The organism is Halobacterium jilantaiense (assembly GCF_900110535.1).
Taxonomy (GTDB): Archaea; Halobacteriota; Halobacteria; order Halobacteriales; family Halobacteriaceae; genus Halobacterium; species Halobacterium jilantaiense.
On the sequence record NZ_FOJA01000001.1, the window covers coordinates 870,960 to 897,749 of the forward strand.

A 26,790-nucleotide genomic window follows, 5' to 3' on the forward strand; every position below is an offset into this window, starting at 1 on the left:
GGAGACGGAGTACCTCCAGCGGGCGGCTGAACAGCCGTCGTTCATCGACCATGTAGACCAGGTGATGGACACGATTTCCTGGCAGACTATCACGCCTGAGGAGACACCGGAACTCCGGGAGATTACGGCTGCGCTTGACGCGTTCCACGAGTGGCTGGCCGAGCACGACCACATCGAACGCGGGCAACTCATCTCCGAAGCGCTTGACGTGCTTACCGGGGATGGCCGCGACGCTGTCGTTGATTTCGAGGCGGTGCTTGCGGTGGAGTTTGAGGAGTTCTTCCCGCTCGACCGCGCATACCTCGACGCGCTCGCGGGCGACAGTGAGCTCGTCTGTATCGCCGAGGAGAACGCGAGCGTGCGCCGCACGTGGGTCGAAACAGGACCGGTTACGGACCACGTCTCGTTCAGCGAATCCCGACGCGGGGATTCGGAGACGCCGTCCACCCGGCCGGCTGCCACGGCAGCGTATTTCGCTGAGGAGACAGTGTCAGCGGATCCGGAAACTGGGTCGGTCTCTGTGCTCGCTGCTGATTCCAGTGACGAGCAGCTCGCCGAGATTGCGAACGAGATTGAAGCACTCGTCGCGCAACAAGACTGGAGCTACGACGACATCGCGGTCGCCACGAAGCAAAGCGGGAGTGCTGTGACCGACGTGATTGAGGCGTTCGAGCGGTCGGGGATTCCGACAGAATCGACGACTGTGACGGGGTTCGGTGACGATCCCGCGATTCGGGAGCTCCTCGCTGTCGTTCGGCACCTCGCAGCCGACGACGACGATGACGTGCCCGGGCACGGTCCAGACCTCGATGAAGAGCGGGTAGACCGCGCTGCAGAGATAGATGGGCTCGAAGAGGCGTTGCGGTGGTGGGCGACGGAGTCGGGGTTGAAAGCGCAGATTGCGGAGCGGGCATCGCCGCTGGATGCTCGGGCGGAGTTTGGGAACGTCAGGCGAGCGTTCCGGATGGCGGCGTTCCTCGAAGACACCGAGTTCATGGAGGCGACGTGGGCGTCGCTCGCGGAGATGCTGGAACGCGCCCACGAGTATGCGCCCCAGCAGAATCAGACGAGTGCGACGGAGCTCGATGGTGGCGTTCGCGTCGATCACTTGCAGGCGATCAAGAACGAGTCGTTCCGCGCGGTGTTCCTCGTGAATCTCGTCGACAGCGAGTACCCAGGTGACCCGTTCCTGTCGCGGTTGTTCCCGACCGAGCGTGTCGCATCGATGCCGGATTACCCGGGCGTCACGCAACTCGATGATGGGGAGGTAGGCGCGACGTTCCCGACGACGTCGACGGCGTCGGGGCGGCCATTCGCGCAGTACCACACTGAGCACGCGCGGCGACGGTTGGCTGTCGGTGCGGGTGCGGCGTCGGAGCGGCTGTACTGTTGTCTCTACGAGTTCGAGGACACGGCGCTCGAAGAGCGCGCGCAGGCATCGCGGTTCCTCACGGCGGCGTACGACGATCTGCCGTGGGTGACCGAAGCCGACGATCCCGGCATTACGAGCGAGCGGGCGGCGGAGGAGTATCTACTGTCGCGGGTTGACGACGCGCTCGCGGAGGTAAGCCGGGCGACCAGTCAGGACGTGACCGTGTCGCTTGACGAGGTGGAAGCAGAACTCGGTGAGATCCAAGAGTTGCTCGAACGGAGCGGCGCTCGGGGTGAGGAGCTCCGGAAGGCGTTGCGTGCGCGTGTCGAGCTGGCGACCGGGGAGGTGCGGCGATGAGTTCGTCGCTGTCCCCGTCTCGGTTGGCGACGTACGCGACGTGTCCGCGGCAGTACGACTACGGCTACGTGCAGGACGTGAACACGCCAGACCGGACGGAACTGTATCTCAACCAGGGGACGATCTATCACGAGACGATCGAGGACGTCTGTGACGAGACCGACCGCGACGATGCTCCGGAGACGATACACGAGCGGGCGATGCGGGTCTTCGATGCGAAGTGGGCTGAACACAGTACTGCGGAGGATTACGAATCGGATGCGCATCAGGCGTACCAGCGGGCGGAGAATCGTGCGGGCATCGCGGCGTTTTTCGATCCGGACGGCGGTGACGGTATCGAGCACGCGCGGCGGTCGGTCGCCACCGAGGTGTGGGTTGAGTGCGAGTGTGACGGCGTCCGTCTCCACGGGAAGGCCGATAACGTTGTTCGGACCGATGAGGGGCTCCATATCTTCGACTACAAGCGGAACGTGCGTGGTGTCCTCACCCCGTGGACTGCTCAGTATCTCGCGGATCACCGCGACGGCGACGCGCACGAACCGAAACGCGTCCGGAACGCGTTCCAGACGGCGACGTACGTTGAAGGTGTGAAGAACGAGGCTTTCTATGAGGCGGACATGGAGGTCCGGTTCAGCTTCTATGGCCTCCTGCATGACACGGACTTCACGAGCACGCCAGACGGTTACGAGGTGTCCGCAAGCGGGAAGGAACGCGAGACGACGGAGCTCTACGAGGAGCATTACGACACGATTTGGGCGCTCATTCGGGAGGCCCATGATGGGATTACGAGTGAGCGGTACGAGCCAGCGTTTTTCGAGTTGATTACCGAGGAGGCGTGTCCGGACTGCGACTACAGGGAGATGTGTGCTGACCGGTTGTCCACGGAGGTGCAGCGATGAGCGACGACGCTGAGTATCCGTCTTGGTTCCCGGTCCCCGAAGAGGATGTCTCACCGGAGCCCCAACAGGAGGCGATTATCGATTCAGACGCGTATCCGATGCGCGTGCTCGCGGGAGCCGGCACGGGGAAGACGTTCACGATGGTGCGGAAGATCGAGCACCTCATCGACGAGGAAGATGTGTCGCCGGACCGGATTCTCGCGTTGACGTTCACGAACAACGCGGCGGACTCGATGCGGGAGAAACTTAACGCGAAACTTGGGACCGCGGGGTACGACATCGACGCGTACACGTACCACTCGATCTGTAACGAGATCCTCACCGACTACGCGTACGAAGCCGGGATCGACCCGGACTTCGAGGTTGCCACGGACGCCGAAAAGTACGCTATCGTGCTGGATGTGCTCGACGACATCGAGTACCGATCGGTCAAACCCAACGTGTACGGCTCTGATGGGTACGCGTCCGGAGCTGCGTCGAAGCTCCTGAACTTCATCGGGTCGATGAAGCGCAGCGGCATCTCCCCCAGCGACATCGACGCGTTCCTCGGCTCTGCTGACCGCGTCTACGAGCGCGCCGACCTGCCGGAGCGCATCGAAACGATTGCCAGCGACCATCTCGGCGGGCGGTCCGTCGGCAGTGTGTTGGACGCACTCCCTGATGTGCGCGACGAGCTCGCCGCTGAACGTGACGCCCTGGGCACGGACGGGATGGCAGCGAGCACTCGGGACTTCATCGACCGGCTCCTCGAAGTCTGTGATGCGCTCGAAGCCGCGTTCGAGGCTCACGAAGCTGGCGAGCGAAGCCTGCCAGACAACGCATACAAACTCCCGAAATACCTGCTCGGCGGGTACGCGAGCGGAGCCCCGACAGGGATCCCGGACGACCTGGACCTCGAACTCACGGACCACCTCGACTCGTTCGTCGCCGACTGTCTCACCGCCAGAGACCTCACGGCAGGCTACGCTGCGTATGAACGCGAACTCAACGAGCGGAATCTCATTGACTTCGACGGCTTGGTCGTCGAGACCGCTGCGCTGATGGACTCGCCGGTTGGTGAGGAGATCGCCGAGCGGTGGGACTACGTGTTCTGCGACGAGTTCCAGGATACTGACCGGCTGCAGTTCGATCTCGTCACGTCGCTCGTCACTGATGACAATCTGTTCGTCGTTGGCGACGACGACCAGGCGATCTACGAGTGGCGTGGCGCGCACGTCGCTAACATCACCGACGAGCTCGACCGTGCGTTCGCTGCACTCAGTGACGAGCCGCTGGAGGAGAACTTCCGTTCCCGGCAGCCGATTCTCGACCTGGCGAACGAAGCGATCACGAAACTCGACGGCCGCGAGAGACACAAAACGCTCACGCGCGTCGATGAACCGGCGTACGACGGTGACACGGTCGCCACCGTCGAACTCCCCGAGGACGACGACGCTGACGGCTCGGCACAGCTTCGGACTGTCGTCCAGAATTTGCTGAGCGGTGACGCGGAGGCCCTCGACGAGGCGTACGACCCGGGCGACATCGCGCTGCTCGTCCGGAAGAACGACCACGCGACCCCCGTCATCGAGGAGTTCGAAGACGCCGGGATTCCGTACCAGGTTGCTGGCGATCTGGCCACAGAATCGGTCGGCGTTGGCACCGTCACCGCCTACCTGAAGGCGCTCGCACGGCCGGAGGACGAGGTGAGCTGGAATCGCGTCCTGCTGATGCGGTACCGGCTCTGCGATGCGGACCTCCGCACGCTCAACGCCGGCGAGGAGCCACTCGTGGACGCGCTTCGGGGGACACCACTCGATAAGTTCGAGGAGCCTGACCGCGTCGCTGAGGCGCGCGAGCACGTCACGGAACTGCTCGATATTCGGGACTCGGCGTCGCTCAGTCATCTCTACCGCGAGCTCACGGACCGCACGAATATCGAGTGGTACCTCAGTGAACAGGAGCGCCGCGATCTCGCCCAGCTAGAGGACGTCATCGAACAGTACGGAGACAGCGCCGTTCAACCACCACTCACTCCTGAGTTCATCGACTCGCTCGAACACTACGACTCGCTGTTCGACGAGAGCGGGTCCTCGCCGACGAGTCAGCCGGATGTCGCCGACGATGCGGTCAACGTGATGACCATCCACAAGAGCAAAGGCCTGGACTTCCCGGTTGTCCTCATCCCGCAGATCACCGCCGAGGAATGGGCCCCGAGTTCACGGACCTACAACGCGTTCGAAACGAGCCTCTCGGACGGCCCCACGGCCGCGTTCGCTCAGGACTTCGTTGAGCGTGATGCCCGTGAAACTCGCCGCGTGCTCCACGTCGGCATCACGCGCGCCGAAGATGTTCTCGTTCTCCAGGGCGGCACCGACGACGAATCTGATGCATCGGGCACGCACCCGGTCACTGAGGCGGTCAGTGAGATACTGCCGTCCCGAATCCCGTGGCAGCCAGAACGAGGACACCTCCCCCTCTGGGCAGATATCCAGGAGTGCCTCCCGGATGAGGCGGTAGACTGGACTACGACGCTGGCCACTGAGACAGTGGGGAACGTCGGGGGGATAGTCCGCCATAACGGGGATGACCTCACTGTTCGGACCGCACGCGACCGCGTCATCTCTCTGGCAACGGCTACGCTCGATGGAGACCTCACGCCACGCGCCGACCGGGAACGACTGCAGGTCCCGTCGCTGAATGGTCCGGCAACGCAACCGCCGGCACTCTCGCATAGCTACACGTCATTGACGGCGTACGAGGAGTGCCCACGGAGCCACTACCTGGAGTACGTCGTCAACGCGTTCCCCGACTACCAAGAGAACACGAACGATACCGGGGACGGCGTATCGCAACGCGAAATCGGCGTGCTGTTCCACGACACTGCCGAACAGGCCGCGAAGCAAGACGTCGGGAACCGTGAGGGGTGGTACGACATTTGCCAGCGGCTCGCCAGTCAGCGTCGGGCAACGGACGCACTCCCGGCGGCGAAACAGTGCATCGACCGGTATTTCGAGTTAGAGCTCTCCGAGTACGAGGTCATCGACGCAGAGCGCGAGTTCGAACTCGATATCGATGGCCACGAACTCATCGGGTTCATCGACGCGGTCTACCGGACACCCGACGACGAGCTACTCGTGATCGACTACAAGGCGACGGAACGCCGCCGCGACCTGGAGACCGATAAGCAGCTCCCGATTTACCTCTTGGCCTGCCGTGACCTGTACGACGAACCAGTGACCCGCGCTGGATACGCCTACGTCGGCGACATCGGCCCGCAGGTCGAGGAGCGAGTATTCAGCGACGCCGAAATTCAAGCGGTTGCCGATGACGTGACGGAATCGATGAGTCAAATTGCGGAGCTATCCTTTAGCGAGTATTCCGCCGGCGACCACTGCCAGTGGTGCCAGCACAACCAACTGCCCTGTGCTGACGATGCCCCCCGTACTGCGGCAGAAATACCACCGGATCGGCCTCAATAGCACCGCTCGTCTCCGGTAGAAGAACGGTTTTGCCTGTCCCGACTTCTCGTTTCCGTAATGGAGGGATTCGACGCCGTTGAAATTCTCGCTGACTAACGAACTCTAATTGGGAATCTCGTTGAGTACCGGGAACGCGCGTTCCAATGGCTCTGATTAGTCGTCGTCTGCTGTATATGCGCCTCCACGACGCTTGATTCGGGCAATGACGAGCCGCTTTTTGTCCTGCCGGAATGTCGCGGCGAGCCGAAATCCACCAACTCGGATTTTCTTGTGGGGACTGTTTTGCAGTGGCTCGCCGTAGTCCGGCGGGTCGCGCCACGGGGAGGTGACGATTTCATCAAGTTTGTCGAGGACCCGTTCCTGCTCCTCGGGGGAGAATGCGTCAAGGTCGGTCCGCGCGGTCGAGGAGAGTTCCCAGGTCCACTCCTCGTCACTCATCGCTTGTGCCGAACGTCTCGCGTGCTTGTTCGGCGTCCATCGTCTTGCCCTTGCGGCTGTCTTCCTCGGCGGCGAGCAGTGCGATGAGCTCATCACGGTCGAACGTCGGGTTCTCGACTGCATCTCGGAGCGTGTACCGAATGAACTCGCTCCGACTGTTGAAACCGCGACCTTGCCAGGCCTCGTCAATCTCGGTGAGGAATGACTGCGTGGTTTTGAAATTCACCGTGACAATCTCGTCTTCGCCGTCCCCGCCCGTAGAAGCTTCAGACATACGCACGTAATACGCTGGTAATACTGTTAACGGTTTCGCCGACTTCGACGTCCGAGCCCACTGATGCACTCGCAACCGGATGGTCGGCATCAGCAGTTTCTCGTTACTGGACTTGATCCGCACCGGTCAGTGCGGTTGGTCGATTTCCGTGAGTGCCCACGCCGCGCGGTTGCGGACCCGTTCGTCGTCGTCATTGATTCGAACGTCGTCCAGCCGTGAAGCTGCCGGGTCTGCACGAACGTGTCCGAGCATCCAGCAGGCGTTCAGCCGGACGAGGCGGTGGTCGTAGTCGAGTAACGAGATGTATTGTTTGGTCAGGTGCTCGACTGCGGTGGGGTTCGTGTCGGCGACTCGTGAGAGGGCGGCGGTTGTGTTCACGAGCGCGTAGTCGTCGTCGGATTCGAGGAGTACTGCGAGTTGGTCGACGTAGGGAACGAGCTCGGTCGCGTGGCCTTTTGCGATATCGCCGAGGACGCCGGCTGCGTTCGCGCGGAGGCGTTGGTTGTCTGCGTCTATGAGGTCGGCGAGTGGTTCGATAGCATCGAGGGCTGCGTCCGGGTATTCACTGGCTATTCGGCCGAGTGCGGCGGTGGCGTTCAGCCGTGGTTGAACGTCCAGTGATTCGTCTTCGAGGACCTCTGTGAGTGTGGTAGCGGCGGGGCGTACTTCGTCGGGGTGTTCCGCGGCGGTCCGATTGAGCGCGAACAGTGCGTAATCGAACCCCGCCAGTTCGTTAGCGACGATGGCACTCAACGCTGGCACGGCGTCGACGACGTCCGCGGGGTGGTCGCTGGCGACCTCCGAGATAATTCGAGCCGCTGAGCGCTGCTGCCGGGCGTCGTCCGTCAGGAGATACGGTATCACGTCGGGAACGAACGGCGCGATGTCCGCTGGTCGGGCGGCGGCGATCGGGGCGAGGCACTTCAGAACCGGGGTTGCGTGGGTGTCATCAGCGAGGTGGCTGCGAAGCGCAGGGAGGACCGTCAGGCAGCCCTCGGGTCGGGCTTCGGCGAGCGACTGGACTGCATCCAGTACGGTCTCGCGTACGGTGCTGTCGTCGCTATCGAGCAGGTCGATGACGGTGGCGAACTCGACTTGGTCGGGGGCGGTGGCAGCGATGTCGGCGAGGGATTTGGCGCGTGCCAGCGGTGTCTCTCCGTCGACGGTGAACAGGTCGGCCGGCGGCTCGACAGCCTGCAGAGACCGTATGTCGTCGAGGCGAACACGGAACGTTTCACCGCTCGGCGGGAGAGCCACACACTCAACGGTGATGGCGGCGGCGGGCCGGCGGACAGTCCGTTCAACGATGCTCGCGTCCCCGACCAGCCGCTGTTGGCTCCCATGGTCGCTGTGGTACGCGAGCTCGAAGGCGTCAGCATCCGCGTGCTCATCGAGGAACGACCGAAGCCCATCGAGGTCAGGCCGAGTGATGCTAGCAGCGGTGGTTGGTGAGCCGCCATCGGTACGAGGCGTGCACCAGGGGAGGCCGGGGTCGATGTTGCCGTTCTTGACGGCGGGGACGAAGTCCCAGGCGTGGTAGTGCGTCCAGTCGTTGACGTCGCTGAGGTCCAGGTCGTCGACGACGATGTACTGGTCTGCGTTGGGGTGGAGATCGGCGATCAGGGCGAGGCGCTCGCGGCGGGTCGGGAAGCGTTCGTATCGGCCGTCGGGTTGCTTGCTGCCGAGCCACTCCCCCCATTGGTCTGGGTGTCGGCCGACGATGTCGACGACGCCGGGGATTGCGGCTTCGTCGGCGAGGTCCTGGTTGCCGATGGCGTAGACGGCGTGGTTGGTTTCGTGGGCGAGGTGGCGGACCCACTCCAGGGGAACCGCATCGTGGCGAGGGTGGGGATTCACGTCGACGGTCCAGTCGCGGTCGAACGCGAACACCGTCATTCGTTAGGCACCTCTGCGCCGGCTGTTGGTGCTTCCCAGCCGAGGATGTCGAGGAGGTCCAGTTCCTGCTGGAGCGTGTCGTCGCCGACGGCGTCCATCTCGTCTGCGAGGTAGTCGTGGAGCTGGACGAATCGGCTGGCGGACTGTTGGGGCACGGTCAGCGGGACCGATTCGCGTTCGTGGTCGCCGCGGGCGTCGCCGAGCAGCCAGTCGTCGATGCCACCCGTTGCGTCGGCGCGCTCGTGGACGTCTCGGCTCCAGGCGCGGAGTTCGCGGGCGTATCGGGCGAGCGCGACGGCCTTCCGAATGCCGTCGTGGGCGAACGTCTCCGGGTCATCTGGGATCTCGACGGTGACGTGTTCGGTGTGGTCGCTGCCGTTTCGTTCCGTCCACGAGGCGACTAGCTCCAGGTCGGCGTCAGCCCGGGTCTCTTCTAGGCGGACGAGGACGACGCCGCCGCGGGCTTCGCCGTCCTGTTTGGCGGAGGGGAACAGCGTCCCAACGTGCATGAGGTCGCCCGTGGCCGCGTCCGCCGACGGCGAGCCGTGGACCGACGCGATCTGGTAGCCGTCGGTCCGGAGTTCGAGATCGAGGTCGTACACGAGCGGGGAGACCATGTAGGCGAACTCGTCGCCGAGGCGCTGCTTGAACTCCTGAGCGGAGTGGACGAAGTAGTGGTTCGCACCGCGAATCCCGGACAGCGTGTCCGCGAGTTCCGCGTTGGCGTCGAGGCCCATGCCGACGAACGTGGTGTGAATGCCGTTGGCGGCCGCGTCGGCGAACAACTCGGTGAGTTCGCTGTCGCCCGTCGCGCCCGTGTTCGGTATCATGTCGGTGAGGAAGACGACGCGTTGCTCGTCACGGGGGTTGCCGGTGTGGTCGGCGAGCATGTCGACGGCAGCTTCGAAGCCGTCTGCAAGGTTCGTGCTGCCGTCGGCGGTGATGTCGCGGATGTGGCGACGAATCGCCGGCATGTCCGTCGTGCCGACATCGCGGAGGGGTTTAGCGACGTGTGCGCGGTGGTTGTAGAGGACGACGCCCAGCCGGTCGTCCGGATGGAGCTGTTGAGTGAGCGCGCACAGCGACTGGGTTGCGGCCGCCAGCTTCGTCGACGCGTCGGGTTCGGCCTCGCGCTTGCGGCCGTGTTCGTCGTAGTAGTACGCGTCGAACGGGCTGGTCATCGACCCGGAGACGTCGAGGACGGCCACGAGGTCCAACCGCGGGCGTTCGAAGTCGGCGACCGACAGCGTCGAGTCGAGGCCGACCGAGAGGTACTGCTCCGTCTTACCACTAATCGGGTGCTCGGTCACGGCGGCGGCGTACCGCGGGGCGAACAGGCTGTCCGAGTCGGTGCGCTCGCCGGTCTCGAAGTGGTAGTCGTAGAACAGCCCCTCGTCGCTGATGGCTTCGGGCTGTGGGGTGTAGCCGTCGATGACGTTCTCGCGGAAGTTGGTGACGTCCTTCGCGCCGCCAGCGGCGAGCCCGACGGTCTCCGGGCTCGCCATGTCAGAAGTGGCCGGTGCGGGCGACACGTTCTCCACGAACTCGTCGAGGGCGTGGTCGGCCTCGGGCGCGTCGTGGTGATGTTGGGAGGCGGTGTGTCGTCTGCAGTCGGTGCAGACGTAGTCAGGTGCCGCCACGCGCCCGTCATCGTCATCATGCATCGGGGTCCAGTCGTCGACGGTGGTCGTCCCGGGGCGGACGCGACGGATGGTTGTCGCGTTGTCGATGATGCCGATGCGGGCGTCGAGCCCCAGTTCTGTGGCGGCCTCGGCGACTGTCGGGCCAGCAGCATCGGCGACGGTTCCGGGCCGTAGTGCGCCACCACAGTTGGGGCAGGTGGCGTCCGTTGTTTCTGTCGCGTCGGGCGGTGTTGCGCCGAGGAGGCTGGTGATGCGGTGGGTCGCGCCGGTTTTCAGGTCGCGGATCGGGTCGCTGTCCGGCGTGGTGAGGATGGCGAATTCCGTGCCGTTCTGGTCGGCGACGAGGAGTCGGTGGACGCGGCCGTCCGGGCAGTCGATTGCACGGCGTGTGATGAACTCGACGGCGATGTCGAGTCGGGCTTCGGCCTGGATGTCGGCGTAGGTCGTGTCCATTGGTCTGGGTCGGCTGCCAGTCCCCGGGCAGCCAGCGGGTTGTTTTGCGAACTCCGACTCCTCACACCCCTGCCTAAACAACACTGGGATGTTCCTTATCGTTCTTCTACACCCCATAGTGTGAGCTAAATTGTAATAAACTCTTCGCCAAGATGGACTGTGTGGGTGTATATCTGGCTCAAAGGCACACCAAAGTGTACTTTCTCAGTATATCCGGTGGATGGAGCATGCTCCGTAGCGGTTAGTGGTTCGGAATGGACGTTGGGCTGTCGGGTAGAGGGCCGAAACAATCATTGGAGAGTCTTTCGTGGGTCCGACAACGCGCCATGTCTATCGACGCCGGTGACGCCCTTCTCCGGGCGCTCCACGACCACAACCCCTGGTGGGAACACGGAACGGACGCGTTCTCTCTCCCAGCCCGCCAGAAGAGTGACTTCTACCACCTAACCCGCCCAGAGCGCTCGGGCAGCCAGTTCGAGGACCAACCACTGCTCGGTCTCGTCGGTCGGCGAGGCGTCGGGAAGACGACGCTCCTCCACCAGTTCATCCACCACCGCATCGACCACGGCGACGACCCAGCGCAGTTCCTCTACCTCCCATTCGACGCCGACCCGCTCTACCAGCTCCAGTCCGACGACCAACTCCGGCGCGCCATCCGCTACTACGAGAGCCGCGTCCTCGGCCGCCTCGACACAGACACCCCACACTTCGTCATCATCGACGACGTCCACCAGATCGAACACCCCAACAAACCGACGATCGACGGCTGGGGCGGCCCCGTCGCTGACCTCCTCAACGATCCCGCCGACCGCCACGTCGTCGTCACAGCCAGCGCAGCGATACAGGTCGAACGCGAACTCCAGAGTGCCGGCGTCAGCGACGACGACTACGGGATTCAGCCCATCCTTCCCGAGAAGTTTCGTGACTACCTGTTCAGCCTCTACCCCGCCCTCGAAGAACCAGACACCCGCGTCAGTCCAACGTCGCTCCGCAAAGGCGAGAACAGCCTCCCTACAGCCCTCAAAACGAGAGACATCGGACCGTTCGTCTCCGAACTCCGTGTGAAGCACGACCGCGTCGCAGACGTCGAACGCCGCATCCAGTCACAGGTCGTCGATTATCTCGCCATGGGCGGCACCATCAGCTTCGAACGCGACGGCGTCGTCGAATCCGCAGCCGACCTCAACGAAGCCGATTACACGCGCCTGCGGGACAACGTGCGAAATGCACTCTATCAAGAAGTCCCGGGATTCGAATCCATCCAGACCATCGCCGACTTGGAGCGCCTGTGCGCGCTCGCGGCCCGAAACCGGGGCGCGGATACGTTCCGGTACCAGGACCTCGTGGAACTGTTCGATGTCGACCGGCGAACTATCGCCGACAGCTACCTCCCCGCGCTCAAAGAACTCTACCTCCTGACGAGCGCTACCGAATACGACAACAGCCGCCCGCGGTCCGTCCATCTCTATCTCCGGGATACGGGCCTGGTGACCGCCCTCGCTGACGGTGACGCGGCAGCCGTCCGCAACAACTTCGACCGCGAGGTGGACCTTGCACGCGTCGCCGCCTTCGACCACACCATGCGGTTCGCGTACGGCGTCAACGCCATCCAGGGCAACGATGCGTCGCCGTCCATCCAGTATTGGCGGGGGCGCGACGGCGAGGTCGACTTCGTCTTCGAGGTCGGCGACACCCCCGTGCCCGTCGGCCTCGCATATCACTCCGGCGAGCGAGACGCAGCGCTCGCGGCGGTCCGCGAGTTCAAACAGACATACGAAGCACCAGTCGGACTGCTGTTGGCTGGCGACACCGTCCAAGCGGCGCAGCCCATTGAGGATCTCGGTGACGGCGTCGTCCAACTCCCCTACTGGCTGTACCTGTTGCTCTGCTAGATAGTAGTAAATACTAACGCTGTTTCGATATCCAGAACCTCTTTGAAATATGTGGTACGGGGTTGGTCTGCCTATTGAACCCCAATCATTTTGTGCAGATGATTTGATAATATAGGTTTGGCAGATTCAGCTGAGACACCGCATATGTATACCTCTTGAACAGAAACGCCTAATAACGTCACTTGTCTCGAACGACGTATGAGTGGGAATTTAGGCATTTCTGCGAACGAAGATACCATCGAAAGTGTTCTTTCTCGCAACTATCGCTACACAGTCCCGGACTACCAGCGCCAATATTCATGGGGTGAAGAACAATGGCGTGCTCTCTGGGAAGACCTGCAAGCATTGGATGACGAGGACACTCACTTCCTCGGGTCGGTCGTCGTAATTGAGCGCTCGGAAGGATTAAACGAGTTAGACCGGCTCGAAGTCGTCGATGGTCAACAGCGCTTAGCGACCATTCTAGCGATGCTCTCCGTGATGCGACAGAAGTATCTAGACGAGGGAGAGCAGAGTCAGGCGGACGCTATTCGAAACGAGTATCTCTTCGAGCAAGATCTCGACCAGCGAGAATACCAGAATCTCTCTCTGAGTCGGTACGACAACGATTCGTTCGCATCTATCTTGAACTGCGACTTCGGGCAGGTAGACAACGAGAATCTAGACGAGGCACTCGAATTCTACGGCTCGCGGATTCATAGCCTGACCGTAGAGGAAACGGATACGCTTCGGAAAAAGTTGCTGAGCTCTATCACCCTTGTCACTATCGAGTGTACCGAGGAGCAGTCGGCCTTCCGTCTTTTCGAGACGCTAAACGAGCGCGGGCTGGAACTGTCCTCGGTTGACCTGATGAAGAATCACGTCTTCAGTCTTGCTGCTCAAGAGGACAGTGTTGATTACGACGACATCCAGAAATCGTGGCAGAGAGCGGTAGAAAACACGGTTCCGAATCTCAACAAGCCGAGTCGATTCTTCCGGCACTACCTCATGTCGGCTCCAGAGCCGGACTTCACCGACGCCGTTTCAGATTACAAACTCTATGATACGTTCCAAGAAATAATCGAGGAAGTTCGGTCGTCGCCTGGCATCTCTCTGGAATCTTATCTAGCAGACATCGCGGAGCAGTCCGAATTGTATATGCGGATTGTGAATGCGGACATCAATCAGTTCGATCGGAGCGGCAACGAAGCTATCAATGAGAAACTGACCCAACTCCATCACATCAAATCAGTTCAAGCACGCACACTGTTGCTCCGTATCTTCCGTGAGTTTGACAACCCGAACAAGGCTATGGAAGCTCTTGGCGTCCTTGAGCGCTTCCTGATTCGATGGAAGGTCGCTAACTATGCGACCGGCAGTCAATTAGACCGGATCTATTCCGAACTCTGTTCCACTGTATTTGACGAGAGCGATCCCGTGGAGCAGATGGCGGACTATCTGAGCGAAAAGTATCCGAGTGAGGAGGAGTTCAAGGCAGGCATCGAGAACAAACGGGTTAAGCTGAACAATCGGACAAAGTACATGCTGAAGCGCATTGAGGAAGTTCACTACGGAGGTACTATCGACCGGATGGACGACTACGAGTTGGAACACATCGCGCCCCGGTCTGCGTACACCGCTACGAAACACAGCGCTTGGGTCACCACGTTAGACACCACTGAGGCAACCTTCGAACAGCACCGTGACCGGCTCGGGAACCTTACTCTACTCGAATCGGACAAGAACATCCGAGCGAGCAATAACCCGTTCGAGACAAAAAAGAGCGAATACGCTACTTCGAACGTTACGATGACCCAGACGCTCGCCGAAGACTACGATGACTGGAATCTTGACTCTATTCAACAGCGCACATCTGAGCTTGCAGAGGTAGCCGCGAACATCTGGTCGCTATAAAAATGACTGCTGATGGGACCTACGCTCAGGATGATGATGCATCCCTCACTTAGCGGCTGTTTCACCCCATACTCTGAATAAAGAGACCATCATTCAGTCGGTTGCGGACAGGATTCGGAGGTCGCGTTCGATTTGTGGCGCTACCTTTGGGCTGCGGCAGTCGATGTCCAGTTCTTCGTGCTGCCAGTGTCGGCCATCCTTGTCGTTCCAGACGCCGTACAGCGTGACCTTCGGGAGTTTGAGGACGCCGAAGAGGATGGTGAGATAGTACAGTAATTCGGTGGCGTCTGTCCACGAGCCCTGTGCTTTCCTTGGGAGATCGACGGGATAGGTCACGTGGTGAGCGGGAACTCCTGCTTCCTGTGCGCGGTCCACGAATCCATAATCGTTGGACAACAGGAGCACGGTCTTCCGGCTGTCTTCGTTGAACTCACGGTACGCGTCGACGATTTCCTGGTCTCCCGTTTCGGAGTTGACGATATCGACGGTTCGGGTGGTGCGGAGGCGGCGATACTCGTATAGGCCGAGGAATCCCTCGCGGTTCGGTCCTGCCGGCTGTTCGTCCAGTCGCTCGAATTCGTCGCCGAACGCGGCCGTGAGTTCGTGGGTGTTGTACTGCTTGTAGTGCCAGTCGAGTTCTTCCTTGACACCGGTCGCTAACGCGTACCCGTTCGTCGGTGCGCGATCCTTGTCGTCGCTTTCGCCGGTCTCACTGTCGATGCCGAGCGTTTCGGGGAGCCGCCAAGGTACGAGGTTCGTGTCCAACCCCAACACGACTGGCTCGTGACCCGCCTCCAGATCTGCGTACCCGTAGCGGTCGAAGAAGGACGCGATTTCACTGTCGTTTTCGACGTCGACGAGCCCACTGGCGACTACAGCCCGCGTGTACGTCTCGGCGTCAGGGAGGTCATCGTATGCAGGCTCGCCGTGTTTCACGGGAATCTCTTCCCGGTTGTCCTGGTAGGTGTACGTTCCCTGGGTGAACCGAACCGTCGCCGCACCGTCGTCTTCCAGTTCGATGCGGACGAGCTCGCCGATGTCACTGGAGGGGTGTTCGACCGGGATGGAGTCGACGCCCGCGTCGTAGAGCGCGTTCAACAACACAGTGAGCCGGGATCGAGTGACCTGCATCAGAGCACCTCCGTGAAGTCGATGAGGTCACTCGCAGTGCGCGGCATCTCCGGATAGAACCGTCCCCGGTAGCGTCCAGCTTTCCGATGGAAGTAGTAGACGTGGTCCGCGCCGAACTGGATGCCGGCCTGAAAAGCGATTGCGGACATGAACTTCCGCCCCGGGGTGACGTCGATCGCTATCTCGTCACCGGCGGTGGTCGCTGCCTCGATGCAGGACTGGTAGTAGTCGACGATCGATTCGAAGTCCGTCTCACTTACGAGCTCGTGGACGTCGGTCTCGGTGTCCCCGCCGTACGCAGCCACCGTTTCTTCCATCAGTGTGACGGCTTCTTCGACGTCGTCGGCGACCGGTGGGTTCGACAGCACGTGGACTTCGTCCGGGACGTACCCGCCGTCACAGGCCGCGATCAGCGGGTTCAGAATTCCGGGGGTCGTCGGCGTCCCACAGGTCACCCAGTGGCGTGTCATCGTTGCCACAGATGGCGACAGCCCTGAAGTAATCAGGTGGTGGTCCTGGGTGCTGCCAGCCACGGAATCTTCATGTGGCCCCCGAGGTATCTCGACACATGGCTAGTGCGGCGTCGTTGTCTGAGCCCCAAGTGCTTGCGACAGCTAAACGCCGCCTCTTCCCGGAAACGGGCGAATCGGATGCCTACGCGGTGGCTGATACGCAGTTTGCAACCGACGAGTGGCTCCCCGGCCAACCGATTCCCAACCAAATCCGTGATCAGCTCGCGCCGTTCAATCACGTGCGCATCGGATCCGGCTATCCCGACCTCGTCGGCGTCCGCCAACTCGATTCCAGCCTCCTCGCCGTCGACCGCTTCGGTGACCACCCACCACTGATCGCCGTCGAAGCCAAGGGATACACGGAACACGGTGGCGTGGACATTGAACGTGGAATCGTTCAGGCGTACGACCGGCTCCACGAAGCGAACGCCGCTTACACCGCGGTCCCGGCCGCGGCTGTCTCCCAGTCGAATCGGGCGCTAGCCCGCGAATTGAACGTCGGCATGCTCGGCATCACTCCGGACCACTCGGTCGAGGTGCTCGAAACACCGCGGATCGTCGGTAATCGCGCCCCGGACGAGGCTGCGGCAATCCGGTTTCAGGCCTCCGCACAGGGCGTCGCGGACAAATCCTTCGGGCTGAATCACCCGAAGAACTACCTCGCGTATCCACTCGCCATCTACCACGAAGCCGAGACTGCGGAGGTTCTCGCGGACCACGTCGTTCGCGCGGTTGACGCTGCACGAACGGGAGCCGCGTTCCTCAATTTGATCGACGACCAACCGAGCGGGCCGACGGTCACTGCGCTCGGAGCGGAGGTCATTCGGTTCGCACTACAGCGGTACGAGTCCGTGGACGCTGCGCTGTCTGCATTTGAAGATTGGCAGGGGTCACGCAGTCGGTTCTACGACGTGGCTCCCGAGTGGGGGTTACTGACTCGGCGAATCGTCTGGGCGTATCCGGCTACGCAACTCATCGTCTCGGAACTGCAGACGATGCACGAGGACGGCATCACGACGCCGTCGTTAGTTGACCTCGTCGAGTGGCTGCACGTTCACCATCCCACGTTTACGATCGAACTCTTCATTCGCGGCACTGACGATGCTCGTCAGCGCGTCCTCGACGTCGACGGAGACCTGCGTGTGGACGCACTCTCCGATGGTGAGGTGTATCACTCGCCGACCGTCTTCCAACTGAAGGCGATTCTCTACCACGCAGGCATCCTCCAAACGCGTGGCGCGGAGCCGCACCGTCTCGACCCGGAGACTGAGAAATGGAGTCTCTGTAATCCCCTTACGGCACTGCGACTGGAGTGATTCTCCGACCGGCTGCGACAAGTGGTTTCCCATAGGCGGCTTCGGACGCGGCAGTCCGGAACACAGCGTACCAAGCGTGCCAGCGTGAGTAAGAGGGGATCTGGAGTGCACGGGCTTCGTTAAGGCGTGAATTAGCGATGGTCCAATTCTGGACGGTGAGCGAATTGGTTGTCGGCAGGGGATCGTTGGGCGTGGTACTCTGGGCGAAATGGTCGTGCTGTGAGTCGGAAGGCCAGACTGTCAACCAGTGTTCGCCGGTTTTAGAGCGCTAGGGGCGCGAGTTCGGCGCATCCCGCGCTAATGTTTTTAAGTGCCTGGTTCATGAAGCCGCGGTACTCCAATGCCTACGAGCACCGTCACGAATCTCGGCCACTGCCGCTCGGACAGTGCCGATGGCTCCTATCCGTCGACAGAGCCGGACCTAGTCGTCGAGACCCACGCAATCGACGACGCTCCGGTCGCTTCAATCGACCAGCCATCCGGTGAAATCCTGACCGCCGACAGTCCTGCAGCACAGCGCTCCATCCCGGACGAGCGACTCACTCGAACAATCACTGAGGTGGCTGCGTCCATCGCACCGGCACTCACAGATGCACCCTCCTCGCTTCACTCACGACTTCCCTCGTGGTGCGACCTGCACGGACTTGACGAGGTAAGTGACGACACGAGGCGACGCATTCTAGCCCGACAAGCCGCTTACCATCACTTGCTGAAAGCCACGCTGTACGAGCACCATCATCGACACACCGAGCTACCAGAACTCCCCGCAGACGTCCGAACCGGATTCCAGAACGCGCGAACGGTCACAGACAATCCCGCGTTCGACGAATGCGTCCTCGACGACATCATCTACTTGGCCAGCCGGGCTGACAGAGAGCCGCTTATCCAGAAGCGGACGCTGCTCCTTGACTCGACCCAGCCCGCTGAGGATGTCGGCCGCATCTACGAAGCAGTGATTCCGGATGCCCACCGTCAGCTCCTCGGCCAGTTCCGCACGCCGCCAGAGATTGGCACCCTGATGCGGACCTGGACGGCAACCGGGTCGAGCACCGTGCTCGACCCCGGAATGGGGGCTGGTGTGTTAGCGAGCCCGTTCCATCCAGACTGGGACGTGAGCAGCGACCCAACGCACGTCACGGGAGTTGACCGCAGCCCACTCTCGATTCTGATGGGAAGTACCGCACTGACACTCTACGGGCAATCCCATGACCCGCCGAACATGGATTTCCTGGCGATGTCTCTGGACGACCGGCCGGAGGCAGTTGATGCGCTCGTCTGCAATCCACCGTACACGAAGGGAGATGCCCTCCCGCCGACGTACAAAGCAGAGATCAACACGCGCTTCGAGCGCGAAACGGGACTGAGCATTAGTGCTCGCTCACCGCTGTACGCGTACTTCATCTACCACTCACGGAAGTTCCTGTCCGCGGGTGATCGCGCGGCGTTCATCACTCCGCACAGTTTCCTCGGCACCCACTACGGCGAGTCACTGAAGCAGTTCTTCCTGGAGCAGTATTCAATCGAGGCGTTCGTCCAGTTCAACCCCGAGAGCTACCCGGTCTTCGACAACGCCGACACGACGGCCCTCGTCACATTCCTCGAAGCTCCAGTCGAAGACGACACAGCCGGCCAAACACGGTTCATCCGCGTCGATGAGCCCATCCCAGCTAGCACGGTTCGCGCAGCCGTCCGCGGGGACCACCACGGGACAACAGACTGGGGATACGTCGCCGCCGTCCAGCAAAACCAACTATCTCCGATCCAGAACTGGCAAGCGCGATTCACACCCATCGACATCGATACGAGCGATCTGATTCCGTTGTCCGACCTGGCCACGGTTCACCGCGGCGTGAGCACGGGAAACGTCGGATTCTTCACCCTCTCACAGGACGATGTCGATGCCTACGACCTCTCCGAGCACCATCTCACTCGCTTGGTTCGGCGACCTGCTGTCGTCAACGGGTACGACTTCCGCGAGGCCGACTGGAAGACGCTCCGGGCGGCCGGCGAAGCCGTGTGGCTGTTGGACCCGGACAAGCTGTCGGCCGTCCCCGACTCACTGACGGCGTTCCGCGAGCACGTCGAGGACTCCTCCCGAAGCCTGGATGATGGCCGCGGTGAGGAAGCAGACCTGGTCGACTATCTCCGAACAGCGATCACCGACCACGACCTCTCCAGCACGTCGACCGTAGAACAGGGCGAGTGCTGGTATCGACCACCGAGACGAGACTCCCCGCGCGTGCTCGTCCCTGATAGTAGCCGGGATGGCTTCCCGTTCGTCCTGAACGAAACCGATGCGCGAAACATCCACAACTACCACGGCATCACGAACGTCTCCGTTGACGAGACGGACCTGAAGGCGGTCCTCGCATACCTGAACAGCACAGTCGGACAGCGGGTCGTCCGACAGCGCACGCGGCTGCGGGCAGACGGATATGAGAGCCTCGGGGTCAGAGCCCTCAAGAATCTCCCCGTAATCGATCCACGCGCATTAGACGACGAGACCGTTGTGAACCTCGCAGACGCGTTCGACGACCTGCGAGCAGCCGCCCGCCATGACGATGACACCGAGGCCGTCCGCAAGCACATCGATGGATTGCTTGAGTCGCGGATAAACCTCCAGTAGCTTCGTTCCGCTGCTATTCTACATACTGTATTGTTGGGTTCCTCGTCTGAGTTTCACGGGATGTCATCGTTGGGTGTTGCCGAAGTAGGGGTGCTCCAGGCAAGACATCGCCATTAGTTTGAGGCCTCAGGAGTAGTTGCGGTGGTGATTTTCGTGGGTCGGAAACCGGTGAGGAGGTGTGGGTCACGGCGCTGTTTCATCAGGGCCGTACAAGCTAGTCGCCGAACAGACGGGAGAGAAACCCTCCAGACTCATCGCTGCTAGCCGCCTCTGGCGTCTCGGATGCTTGTGCGGTGTCTGTGCCCGTTTCGGCCGCACCGTCTAGCAGTTCGTCGACGGAGTACCCGAGCCATTCGGCGAACTCCTCTGGCGCACCGATGTAGACACTATTCGAGGATTTCTCAGACATGAATCGTTTTGGGAGGCGTTTCTCGTAGTCGTACACTTCGTATTCGTCGCGGTCGAAGTTCGCCGTGATTGCGTTGGGTTCGGATTCGAAGGTGACGCGCCCGCCCTGGATGTCGCGCTGCCACTTGAGCCGACCCGTGTCGTACGTCTTCTCGGCCGGTTCGTCGGCGGGGAAATACTCGGGCTGCTCTCGGTTCGCTTCGTCGTAGAACTCGCGGACGATACGACGGACGTCCTCTATCGTGCCGTTCCCGTCGGTCCACGGCTGTTCGGTGAGCATCCGGCGAGCCACGTAACTGAAAATCGGGTTCTGTCGCTCCAGCACCTCAGAGAGGTCCTCCTGGGCTTCCCGAAACCCAGGGTCCTCCGGATTTGACGGGAACGAGACGTCCATGCTCAGGATCTTCATGCGGTTGCGGAACTCGGATTTCGGGAGCGCGTCGTTCGTCGTGAAGATCAGGCACGGCTGGTCGACGCTGGTGGGCGTCCAGTCGCCCCAGTAGTTCCGGATCGGACTCCACCGCTGGATCTTCTCTTTCTCCGCGTCGATGATCGCGTACGGGAAGCTGGTGTCCCATTCGCGGACGCCGCGGACTTCCTTGACACCGACGTCGTCGGCGTCCACGCCGGAGATGACCGTGTTGTCGGAGACCAGTCGGAGGATGTACTCGGTGAGTTTGTCCTTCCCGGCGTCGCTCTTTCCTTCGATGTACAGGTGCTGGAGGACGTTGTCCAGCGTCCGTGACGGCGACGACATGGCTTCGGCGTACTGGTTGGCGAACGGCGCCCAGAACCCGTACAGGAACGCCTCGTACATCTGGGCCATCACCGCGGTCTCGGACTGCGTGTGCCCGTGGTTCTCGACGGTCTCGATGTAATCCTCGATCGTGCCCAGGCAGTGGTCCAGGACTTCCGGCGTGGGTTCGTCGGTGGCGACGAGAATCATCTCGTCGTCTTCGCCGATGACGACCTGCTCGGCCTCCGGTAGAACCGACATCGTCGGGATCGACGTTGACTCCTTGACCTGTTTGTTGTACGCGCTCATCGGCGCGGTGATGCTGTGGTCCTCGATGGTCGCGCCGCGGTCACGGAGACTGGTCCCGAACTCGTCGGCAGTGTCCTTGTCGACCTTGCTCGTCCCCATGCGAATCTTCTCTTCGGGCGCTCGCACACGCGGTCGATCCAACGTGTCCGTGAGCTCCGTCTCGTGGTCGGACTCAACAAGCCCAACGTCCGGCGACTCCTCGCCCTCCATGGATTCACCAGAATCCATCTCATCACCTTCCTCGCTGCTCGCTGACTCCTCGTCGGGCTCGATAATCGTTCGGTCGGCGTTCTCAGGCTCTTCGACGAACGCGACTGTCCCGTCGGCCTCTTCTGGATCGTCAACGACAGCGGTGACTTGCCCAGCGACGTCTTTGAGGTCCTCGACGGCGTCCTGGTTCAGCGCAGCTGTATCGCTCACGTCGAGGTCACCAGCACCGACCCAATACTCGATGCGGTTCTCTCGCTCCTCCGGCGAGTCCGCCTCTTCGAGCGCGTCGACCAACCCCTCAAGGAGTGTCTGGTCGCTGTACCCCTCGCGGTACTGATCGATGAACCGCTCGAACTCTTCGTCCAGTTCTGTCCCGACGTCGGTCGTAAAGACGGAGATCTGGTTCGTGTGGTACTCCCAGGAATTCCGCGAGAGATTTGCCGAGCCCTGAACGAGTTTCACCGTGTCGTCGGGCATGACGATCCGGTAGATCTTCGAGTGGACTGTCTTCTGGTTCTTCAGTCGGACGGTCAGCCGATCGGCTTCCCGAAGCTGGACGAGCGACTTGGCCGTCGAGACCTCGTTGACCTGGTTGGCGTAGTCGTCGGCGTTTCCGATAAGCACGTCCAGTGACCCGATGTCGTACTCGGTTAGCATCTGTACCATCAGTTCGGGCGTCTCCGCGTAGGTCACCGCATCCACGTGGCGCGCACCCTCGAACAGGTCGAGGAAGTCGCTCCGGTCTTTCACCATCGCTAGGCGGTATTTCGCGGCTCCTGACCCGTAGAATTCCGGCATGTCGGCGAACCGGTCGAACGAGATGTTCGCCGTCAGTTCGTCCATAGAACACACTCTCGCTTGACACGAATAAGCTCATTCCACGAACTGATAGTAGAGCCTGATCGGTCTGGAGTAGTCCCTGGAGATCTGGCAGAGGAACCAAAGGAGTCACCGCGCTCAGGGTGCAGTTCAGTAGTGGTCGGTGATTCAGAAAACGCCCGCCAATCCAGCCGTGCCGATAAGCATCAGGCACACTCCAGTGAGTAGGATTAGCAGTTGCCGCAGTCCCATCACGTCAATCGCGCGTGTCATCGTTGAACAGGTTTGCCGTAATTGACTATTGGGGCGCTCGTGGCAAAACATTGCTGGCGCCCTCCATCGCTCGCGCAATACGTGGGCGGTCTGGGCACCAGCCTTCGTTCGGGCTGTTGGGCGCATTATCGAGACCGCTGGACTGAATGATTCTGCGGGCATTTGAACTCGAAGTCTACTACCGCTTGCCAAAATTGGGCCCTTATTCGCGCTCGTACCGCACCACGACCCCTAGTATTATGTTCCCTCACTGTCATTCAAATGTAAGCGAATCGCATGACACCGGCAACCCCCGTTCCGAAACGTGACGAAATCAAATCGGCCGAGGAGGGGTTTCTTTATAAACGCCGTGCCGCCGTCTGCCAAATGTTGCCCGTCACGCAGAATGATGGGCGCTGCAGGATTTGAACCCGCGGCATCTTGGTCCGAAGCCAAGTGCTCTGTCCAAGCTGAGCTAAGCGCCCTGCGGCCGCAGATAGTCGGAGGGTAGATTTAAACCCCGTGATTCGGAGTCACTGGCGGGCGGCGAGGAGGACGGCGGCGGCGAGCGCGACGACTGCCAGCAGCAGGCCGGGACCGGGTGCCGAGCCGTCGGCGTCCGGCGTTGTCGTCACTGTGGCCGTCGACTGGTCCGACGCGCCGCCGGTGACGACCAGTGGGAGTTGCATGCCGGTCTGTTCGTGCTGGGGGAGCGTGGAGAGCCCCTCGTAGGTCCCGGACTCGCTCGGGGTGACGAAGGCGGCGGTGACGCTGCCGCGGTGCGCGACCTCGATGGCGACGTACCCGCCGGGGTAGGTGGCAGTGGGGAGGCCGCTGACGACCCACTGGTGGCGGACGTCGTCGTGGTTGACGAGCGTGACGACCAGCCGGGTGCAGGCCGGCGCGGTGACGCTGTCGAGGTCGTAGCCGAACGCGTCGCCGTCGGCAGCGTACTCGCGGCCTGCGTCGACGGTGAGCCGACGTTCTCCCTGGATTGCCTCGCAGCCGGGCGGGCGGACAGTGCCGTTGGCGTTGACGACGCTGCCGTTCTCGACGACGCGCGTCTCGGGTTCGGCGTCGCCGTCTGGCGTCGGGTGGGCGACGACACCGCTGCCGGCCGCGCTGGAGACGGGGTCGGCTGCGAGTGCGAGGCTCGCGGAGCCAGCGACGGCAACAGCGAGGACAGCGACGGCGGCGAACGCAGAGACGCGCCCGTAGCGGTGACTGGTCACGTCGTCCACCTCCCGATTGCGACGCCGGCCGCGACGAGCACACCGCCGGCGACGAGGCCGGTCAGCAGGAGGACGGCGTCGGGCAGCCCCGTGGCACCGCCGGACGGAGCCGGCGCGGGCGGCGGCGAGTCGGTCGTGGTTGTCGTCCGATTCGGGTGGAGGTCGGCCGGCGGGGCCGCGAGTCGCGAGTCGTCGAGGTGCCGCCAGGTCGGGACATCGCCGGCGTAGTAGGCGGCGTCGAAGTACCGGGAGACGTTCGCTGTGGCCGGGATGCCATTATCGCGGAGCGCGTTCCGGGGAGCGACGACGGTCGCGCTCCCGCCGGGCGCGATGCCGTCGGTCGTGACGGCCGCGGTCCGTGGGTCGTGGAGGAACTGGACGCCAGCGTCACCCGACGGCGAGGCCGGCGTCCGGAAGGTGAGTGTCGCGCGCTCCGAGGGCGAGAGCGCGACCGGGTCGCTGGCTCGCACAGTGGCGGCGGCTCCCTCGCCGCCGACACTCGCGGCGGTGAGGTCGTGGCCGTGCGCGTGCAGGGGGAGCGTGTCGTCGCCGGCATTGAACACGCGCAGGGCGTAGGACGCGTTCGGTTCGGTGGCGACGACGGACTCGCGGAGCGTGTACGGGAACGCGCGGCCGTTCGCGAGGAAGTAGTCGGGGCTGGCGTCCGTCGCGTCGTAGGTCCGGGTGACGGCCGTGGCGATGGCGCGAACGTCGTCGTAGCGCTGGGGAATGTCGTGGAGCGTCTCGTCGATGGCCTGGTAGTGGAGGTCGTAGACTGCGTCGTGGGAGAGGCCCTCGGAGGGGTGTCGGACTTTGCCGCCGCCGACGTTCAGCGTCTGGACGCGGTTCTCGGACGCGTTCGGGACGACGACGAGCATGCCCGCGAGCCCCATGGCCGCGCCGGGGCCGGCCGCGCTCGACCGGTAGGCGTACGTCCCGGGTTCCTCGGGCGTGAGTTCGTACGTCCGCGCCTCGCCGGGCTCGACGGGGTCGTCGAGCGCATGGAGGTCGTCGACCCGGCTGCCGTTCGCGACGACGGCGGCGTCGACGCCGGGGAACGCCAGCGACTGCGGGAGGTAGTGCGTGTTCTCCACCGTGAGGCGGAGCGTGTCGCCGGCCTCGACGCGAATCGGCGGGCTCGGTGCGCGCACCAGGTCGCCGGCCGCCGTGCCGGGGACGACGATGCCCTGGGTCTTGGGCGCGAACAGCCACATCGCGGGGGTGACGCCCGGCGCGACGGCCTGCGAGAGCGCGGCGTTGTGGCCGTTCACCGACAGCGCCTCGACCGTCACCTCGACGACATCGGGGTCCCCGTCGCCGTCGCGGTCCTCGTCTTTGACGACCGCGTCACGCGCCAGCCCGGAACGCTCGACGACGGCCGCCGGTGCTTCGTTCGTCCCGAGGACGCTCGCGACGACGACGTTCGGGTCGTCCGGCCGGCAGGCGCGCTCGGCGTCCACGCGGACGCCGGCGACGAGCTGGGGTGCGCGCCACGACGGCCGGTCGAACTCGCAGACCGACTCGTCGGGCTGCGCGGACTGTGCGACAGGCGCGGAGCCGGGTGTCGACGCGGTCGAGCCGGCGGCCGCGCCGACGCCCGCGACACCGACGCCTGCGACGGCGGCACTAGTGACGAGAAGCGCGACGACGACCGCAGTTCTGACTACCGCAAGAGAGGGCGTCGGAGCGGCGTCCGGGCGGGTGTGGGCGGGACGGTCTGCCATCGACCGTCCCGTCGGAGCGCGACGGGAAGTTGGTTTCGCTCGCTTTTAGTGGCGGGCCCTCCCCGGTTCCGGCAATGACGGTCGCGGAGACGGGACGCGGGCTGCTGGAGTTGACGCGACCAGTCAACACGCTGGCCGCCGGCGCGCTCACGTTCATCGGTGCGTTCGTCGCGGGCGGCGCGTTCGACCACGGAACGGCGACCGCGGCCGCCGTGGGCGCAACGTGGTTCGCGACCGCCGGCGGGAACGCCGTCAACGACTACTTCGACCGCGACATCGACCGCATCAACGACCCCGAGCGCGCGATTCCGCGGGGCGCGGTTTCCGCCCGCGGCGCGCTCGCGTTCAGCGTCGTGCTGTTCGCCGGCGCGACCGTGCTCGCGGTGACGCTGCCGGTGCTCGCGCTCGCCATCGCCGCCGTGAACCTCGTCGGGCTCGTGACGTACACGCAGTACTTCAAGGGGCTGCCGGGTGCCGGGAACGCGCTCGTCGCGTACCTCGGCGGGAGCACGTTCTTGTTCGGCGCGGCCGCCGTCGGCGACCCGCTCGCGGGCGCGGTGCTCGCGGCGCTCGCCGCGCTCTCGACGTTCGCGCGGGAGGTCGTCAAGGACGTCGAGGACGTCGCCGGGGACCGCGAGGAGGGGCTGCGCACGCTCCCCGTCGCCGTCGGCGAGCGGCGCGCGCTCAAGATAGGTGCCGGCCTGCTCGTGCTCGCAGTGGCAGCCAGCCCACTCCCGTACCTCGCTGGGACGTTCAACTGGTGGTACCTCGCAGCCGTCCTGCCGGCGGATGCCGTGATGCTCGCGGCCGCAGCCCGGAGTTTCGGGGACCCGGCGCGCGGTCAGGCACTGTTGAAAGTGGGGCAACTACTTGCCGCGGGCGCATTCGTCGTCGGTCGACTGGCCCCGACGTGAGGCCCCCCAATCAAAAGGAATAT

General features: G+C 62.9%; 17 protein-coding genes and 1 tRNA gene. 8 read left to right on the forward strand and 10 right to left on the reverse strand.

Annotated features, from left to right (window positions below; translation table 11 throughout):
- Window positions 1–64: 64 nt before the first annotated feature.
- Genes BMW35_RS04455 through BMW35_RS04465 form a run of 3 tightly spaced genes read left to right on the forward strand, consistent with a single transcriptional unit; the run spans window position 65 to window position 6,089 of the window.
- Window positions 65–1,729 carry a PD-(D/E)XK nuclease family protein gene (locus BMW35_RS04455; RefSeq protein WP_394327261.1) on the forward strand — a complete coding sequence of 555 codons (1,665 nt, stop codon included), beginning with the start codon at window positions 65–67 and terminating at the stop codon, window positions 1,727–1,729.
- A complete protein-coding gene (locus BMW35_RS04460; RefSeq protein ID WP_089668181.1) occupies window positions 1,726–2,628 on the forward strand; it encodes a PD-(D/E)XK nuclease family protein in 903 nt (300 codons plus the stop codon). Before BMW35_RS04455 ends, BMW35_RS04460 begins: the two co-directional genes overlap by 4 nt.
- Window positions 2,625–6,089, forward strand: coding sequence for an ATP-dependent helicase (locus BMW35_RS04465; protein ID WP_089668182.1), 3,465 nt, complete (start codon window positions 2,625–2,627; stop codon window positions 6,087–6,089). The genes BMW35_RS04460 and BMW35_RS04465 overlap by 4 nt, the downstream gene beginning before the upstream one ends.
- A gap of 153 nt (window positions 6,090–6,242) precedes the next feature.
- Here the strand turns inward: BMW35_RS04465 and BMW35_RS04470 are convergent, their stop codons facing one another.
- The 4 genes from BMW35_RS04470 to BMW35_RS04485 all read right to left on the reverse strand — a co-directional run bounded on the left by BMW35_RS04470 (window position 6,243) and on the right by BMW35_RS04485 (window position 10,793).
- Entirely contained in the window at window positions 6,243–6,527 is a 285-nt protein-coding gene (locus BMW35_RS04470; RefSeq protein WP_089668183.1) for a type II toxin-antitoxin system RelE family toxin, read from the reverse strand.
- Window positions 6,520–6,801, reverse strand: coding sequence for a ribbon-helix-helix domain-containing protein (locus tag BMW35_RS04475; RefSeq protein WP_089668184.1), 282 nt, complete (start codon window positions 6,799–6,801; stop codon window positions 6,520–6,522). The genes BMW35_RS04470 and BMW35_RS04475 overlap by 8 nt, the downstream gene beginning before the upstream one ends.
- 126 nt (window positions 6,802–6,927) lie before the next feature.
- A complete protein-coding gene (locus tag BMW35_RS04480; protein WP_089668185.1) occupies window positions 6,928–8,697 on the reverse strand; it encodes a HEAT repeat domain-containing protein in 1,770 nt (589 codons plus the stop codon).
- Window positions 8,694–10,793 (reverse strand): vWA domain-containing protein, encoded by a 2,100-nt coding sequence (locus BMW35_RS04485; RefSeq protein ID WP_089668186.1) that lies wholly within the window; start codon window positions 10,791–10,793, stop codon window positions 8,694–8,696. The genes BMW35_RS04480 and BMW35_RS04485 overlap by 4 nt, the downstream gene beginning before the upstream one ends.
- A gap of 326 nt (window positions 10,794–11,119) precedes the next feature.
- Here BMW35_RS04485 and BMW35_RS04490 point away from each other — a divergent pair, with 326 nt between their 5' ends.
- Together BMW35_RS04490 and BMW35_RS04495 are read left to right on the forward strand one after the other, a co-directional pair.
- On the forward strand, window positions 11,120–12,685 hold the full coding sequence (locus tag BMW35_RS04490) for an ATP-binding protein (RefSeq protein WP_177170769.1): 1,566 nt from the start codon (window positions 11,120–11,122) through the stop codon (window positions 12,683–12,685).
- A gap of 198 nt (window positions 12,686–12,883) precedes the next feature.
- Window positions 12,884–14,578, forward strand: coding sequence for a DUF262 domain-containing protein (locus BMW35_RS04495; RefSeq protein ID WP_089668188.1), 1,695 nt, complete (start codon window positions 12,884–12,886; stop codon window positions 14,576–14,578).
- A 93-nt stretch (window positions 14,579–14,671) separates the two neighbouring features.
- On the opposite strand, the gene BMW35_RS04500 is transcribed toward BMW35_RS04495, so the two are convergent.
- Together BMW35_RS04500 and BMW35_RS04505 are read right to left on the reverse strand one after the other, a co-directional pair.
- Window positions 14,672–15,709: a hypothetical protein gene (locus BMW35_RS04500; RefSeq protein WP_089668189.1), complete on the reverse strand. Its 1,038-nt coding sequence runs from the start codon at window positions 15,707–15,709 to the stop codon at window positions 14,672–14,674.
- On the reverse strand, window positions 15,709–16,179 hold the full coding sequence (locus tag BMW35_RS04505; RefSeq protein WP_089668190.1) for a CRISPR-associated ring nuclease: 471 nt from the start codon (window positions 16,177–16,179) through the stop codon (window positions 15,709–15,711). The genes BMW35_RS04500 and BMW35_RS04505 overlap by 1 nt, the downstream gene beginning before the upstream one ends.
- Window positions 16,180–16,277: 98 nt before the next feature.
- Between BMW35_RS04505 and BMW35_RS04510 the strand changes: the two genes are divergently transcribed.
- Entirely contained in the window at window positions 16,278–17,537 is a 1,260-nt protein-coding gene (locus tag BMW35_RS04510; protein WP_089668191.1) for a hypothetical protein, read from the forward strand.
- 340 nt (window positions 17,538–17,877) lie between these two features.
- On the forward strand, window positions 17,878–20,163 hold the full coding sequence (locus BMW35_RS04515) for an Eco57I restriction-modification methylase domain-containing protein (RefSeq protein WP_089668192.1): 2,286 nt from the start codon (window positions 17,878–17,880) through the stop codon (window positions 20,161–20,163).
- Between the two features lie 214 nt (window positions 20,164–20,377).
- On the opposite strand, the gene BMW35_RS04520 is transcribed toward BMW35_RS04515, so the two are convergent.
- The 4 genes from BMW35_RS04520 to BMW35_RS04535 form a co-directional block, all read right to left on the reverse strand.
- Window positions 20,378–22,669 carry a phospholipase D-like domain-containing protein gene (locus tag BMW35_RS04520; RefSeq protein ID WP_089668193.1) on the reverse strand — a complete coding sequence of 764 codons (2,292 nt, stop codon included), beginning with the start codon at window positions 22,667–22,669 and terminating at the stop codon, window positions 20,378–20,380.
- A gap of 638 nt (window positions 22,670–23,307) precedes the next feature.
- Window positions 23,308–23,382 (reverse strand) — tRNA-Arg (locus BMW35_RS04525).
- Window positions 23,383–23,430: 48 nt separating this feature from the next.
- Window positions 23,431–24,129, reverse strand: coding sequence for a cupredoxin domain-containing protein (locus BMW35_RS04530; protein ID WP_143052150.1), 699 nt, complete (start codon window positions 24,127–24,129; stop codon window positions 23,431–23,433).
- Window positions 24,126–25,853 carry a multicopper oxidase domain-containing protein gene (locus BMW35_RS04535; RefSeq protein ID WP_089668195.1) on the reverse strand — a complete coding sequence of 576 codons (1,728 nt, stop codon included), beginning with the start codon at window positions 25,851–25,853 and terminating at the stop codon, window positions 24,126–24,128. Before BMW35_RS04535 ends, BMW35_RS04530 begins: the two co-directional genes overlap by 4 nt.
- 74 nt (window positions 25,854–25,927) lie before the next feature.
- Between BMW35_RS04535 and BMW35_RS04540 the strand changes: the two genes are divergently transcribed.
- Window positions 25,928–26,767 carry a geranylgeranylglycerol-phosphate geranylgeranyltransferase gene (locus BMW35_RS04540; RefSeq protein ID WP_089668196.1) on the forward strand — a complete coding sequence of 280 codons (840 nt, stop codon included), beginning with the start codon at window positions 25,928–25,930 and terminating at the stop codon, window positions 26,765–26,767.
- Window positions 26,768–26,790 lie beyond the last annotated feature (23 nt).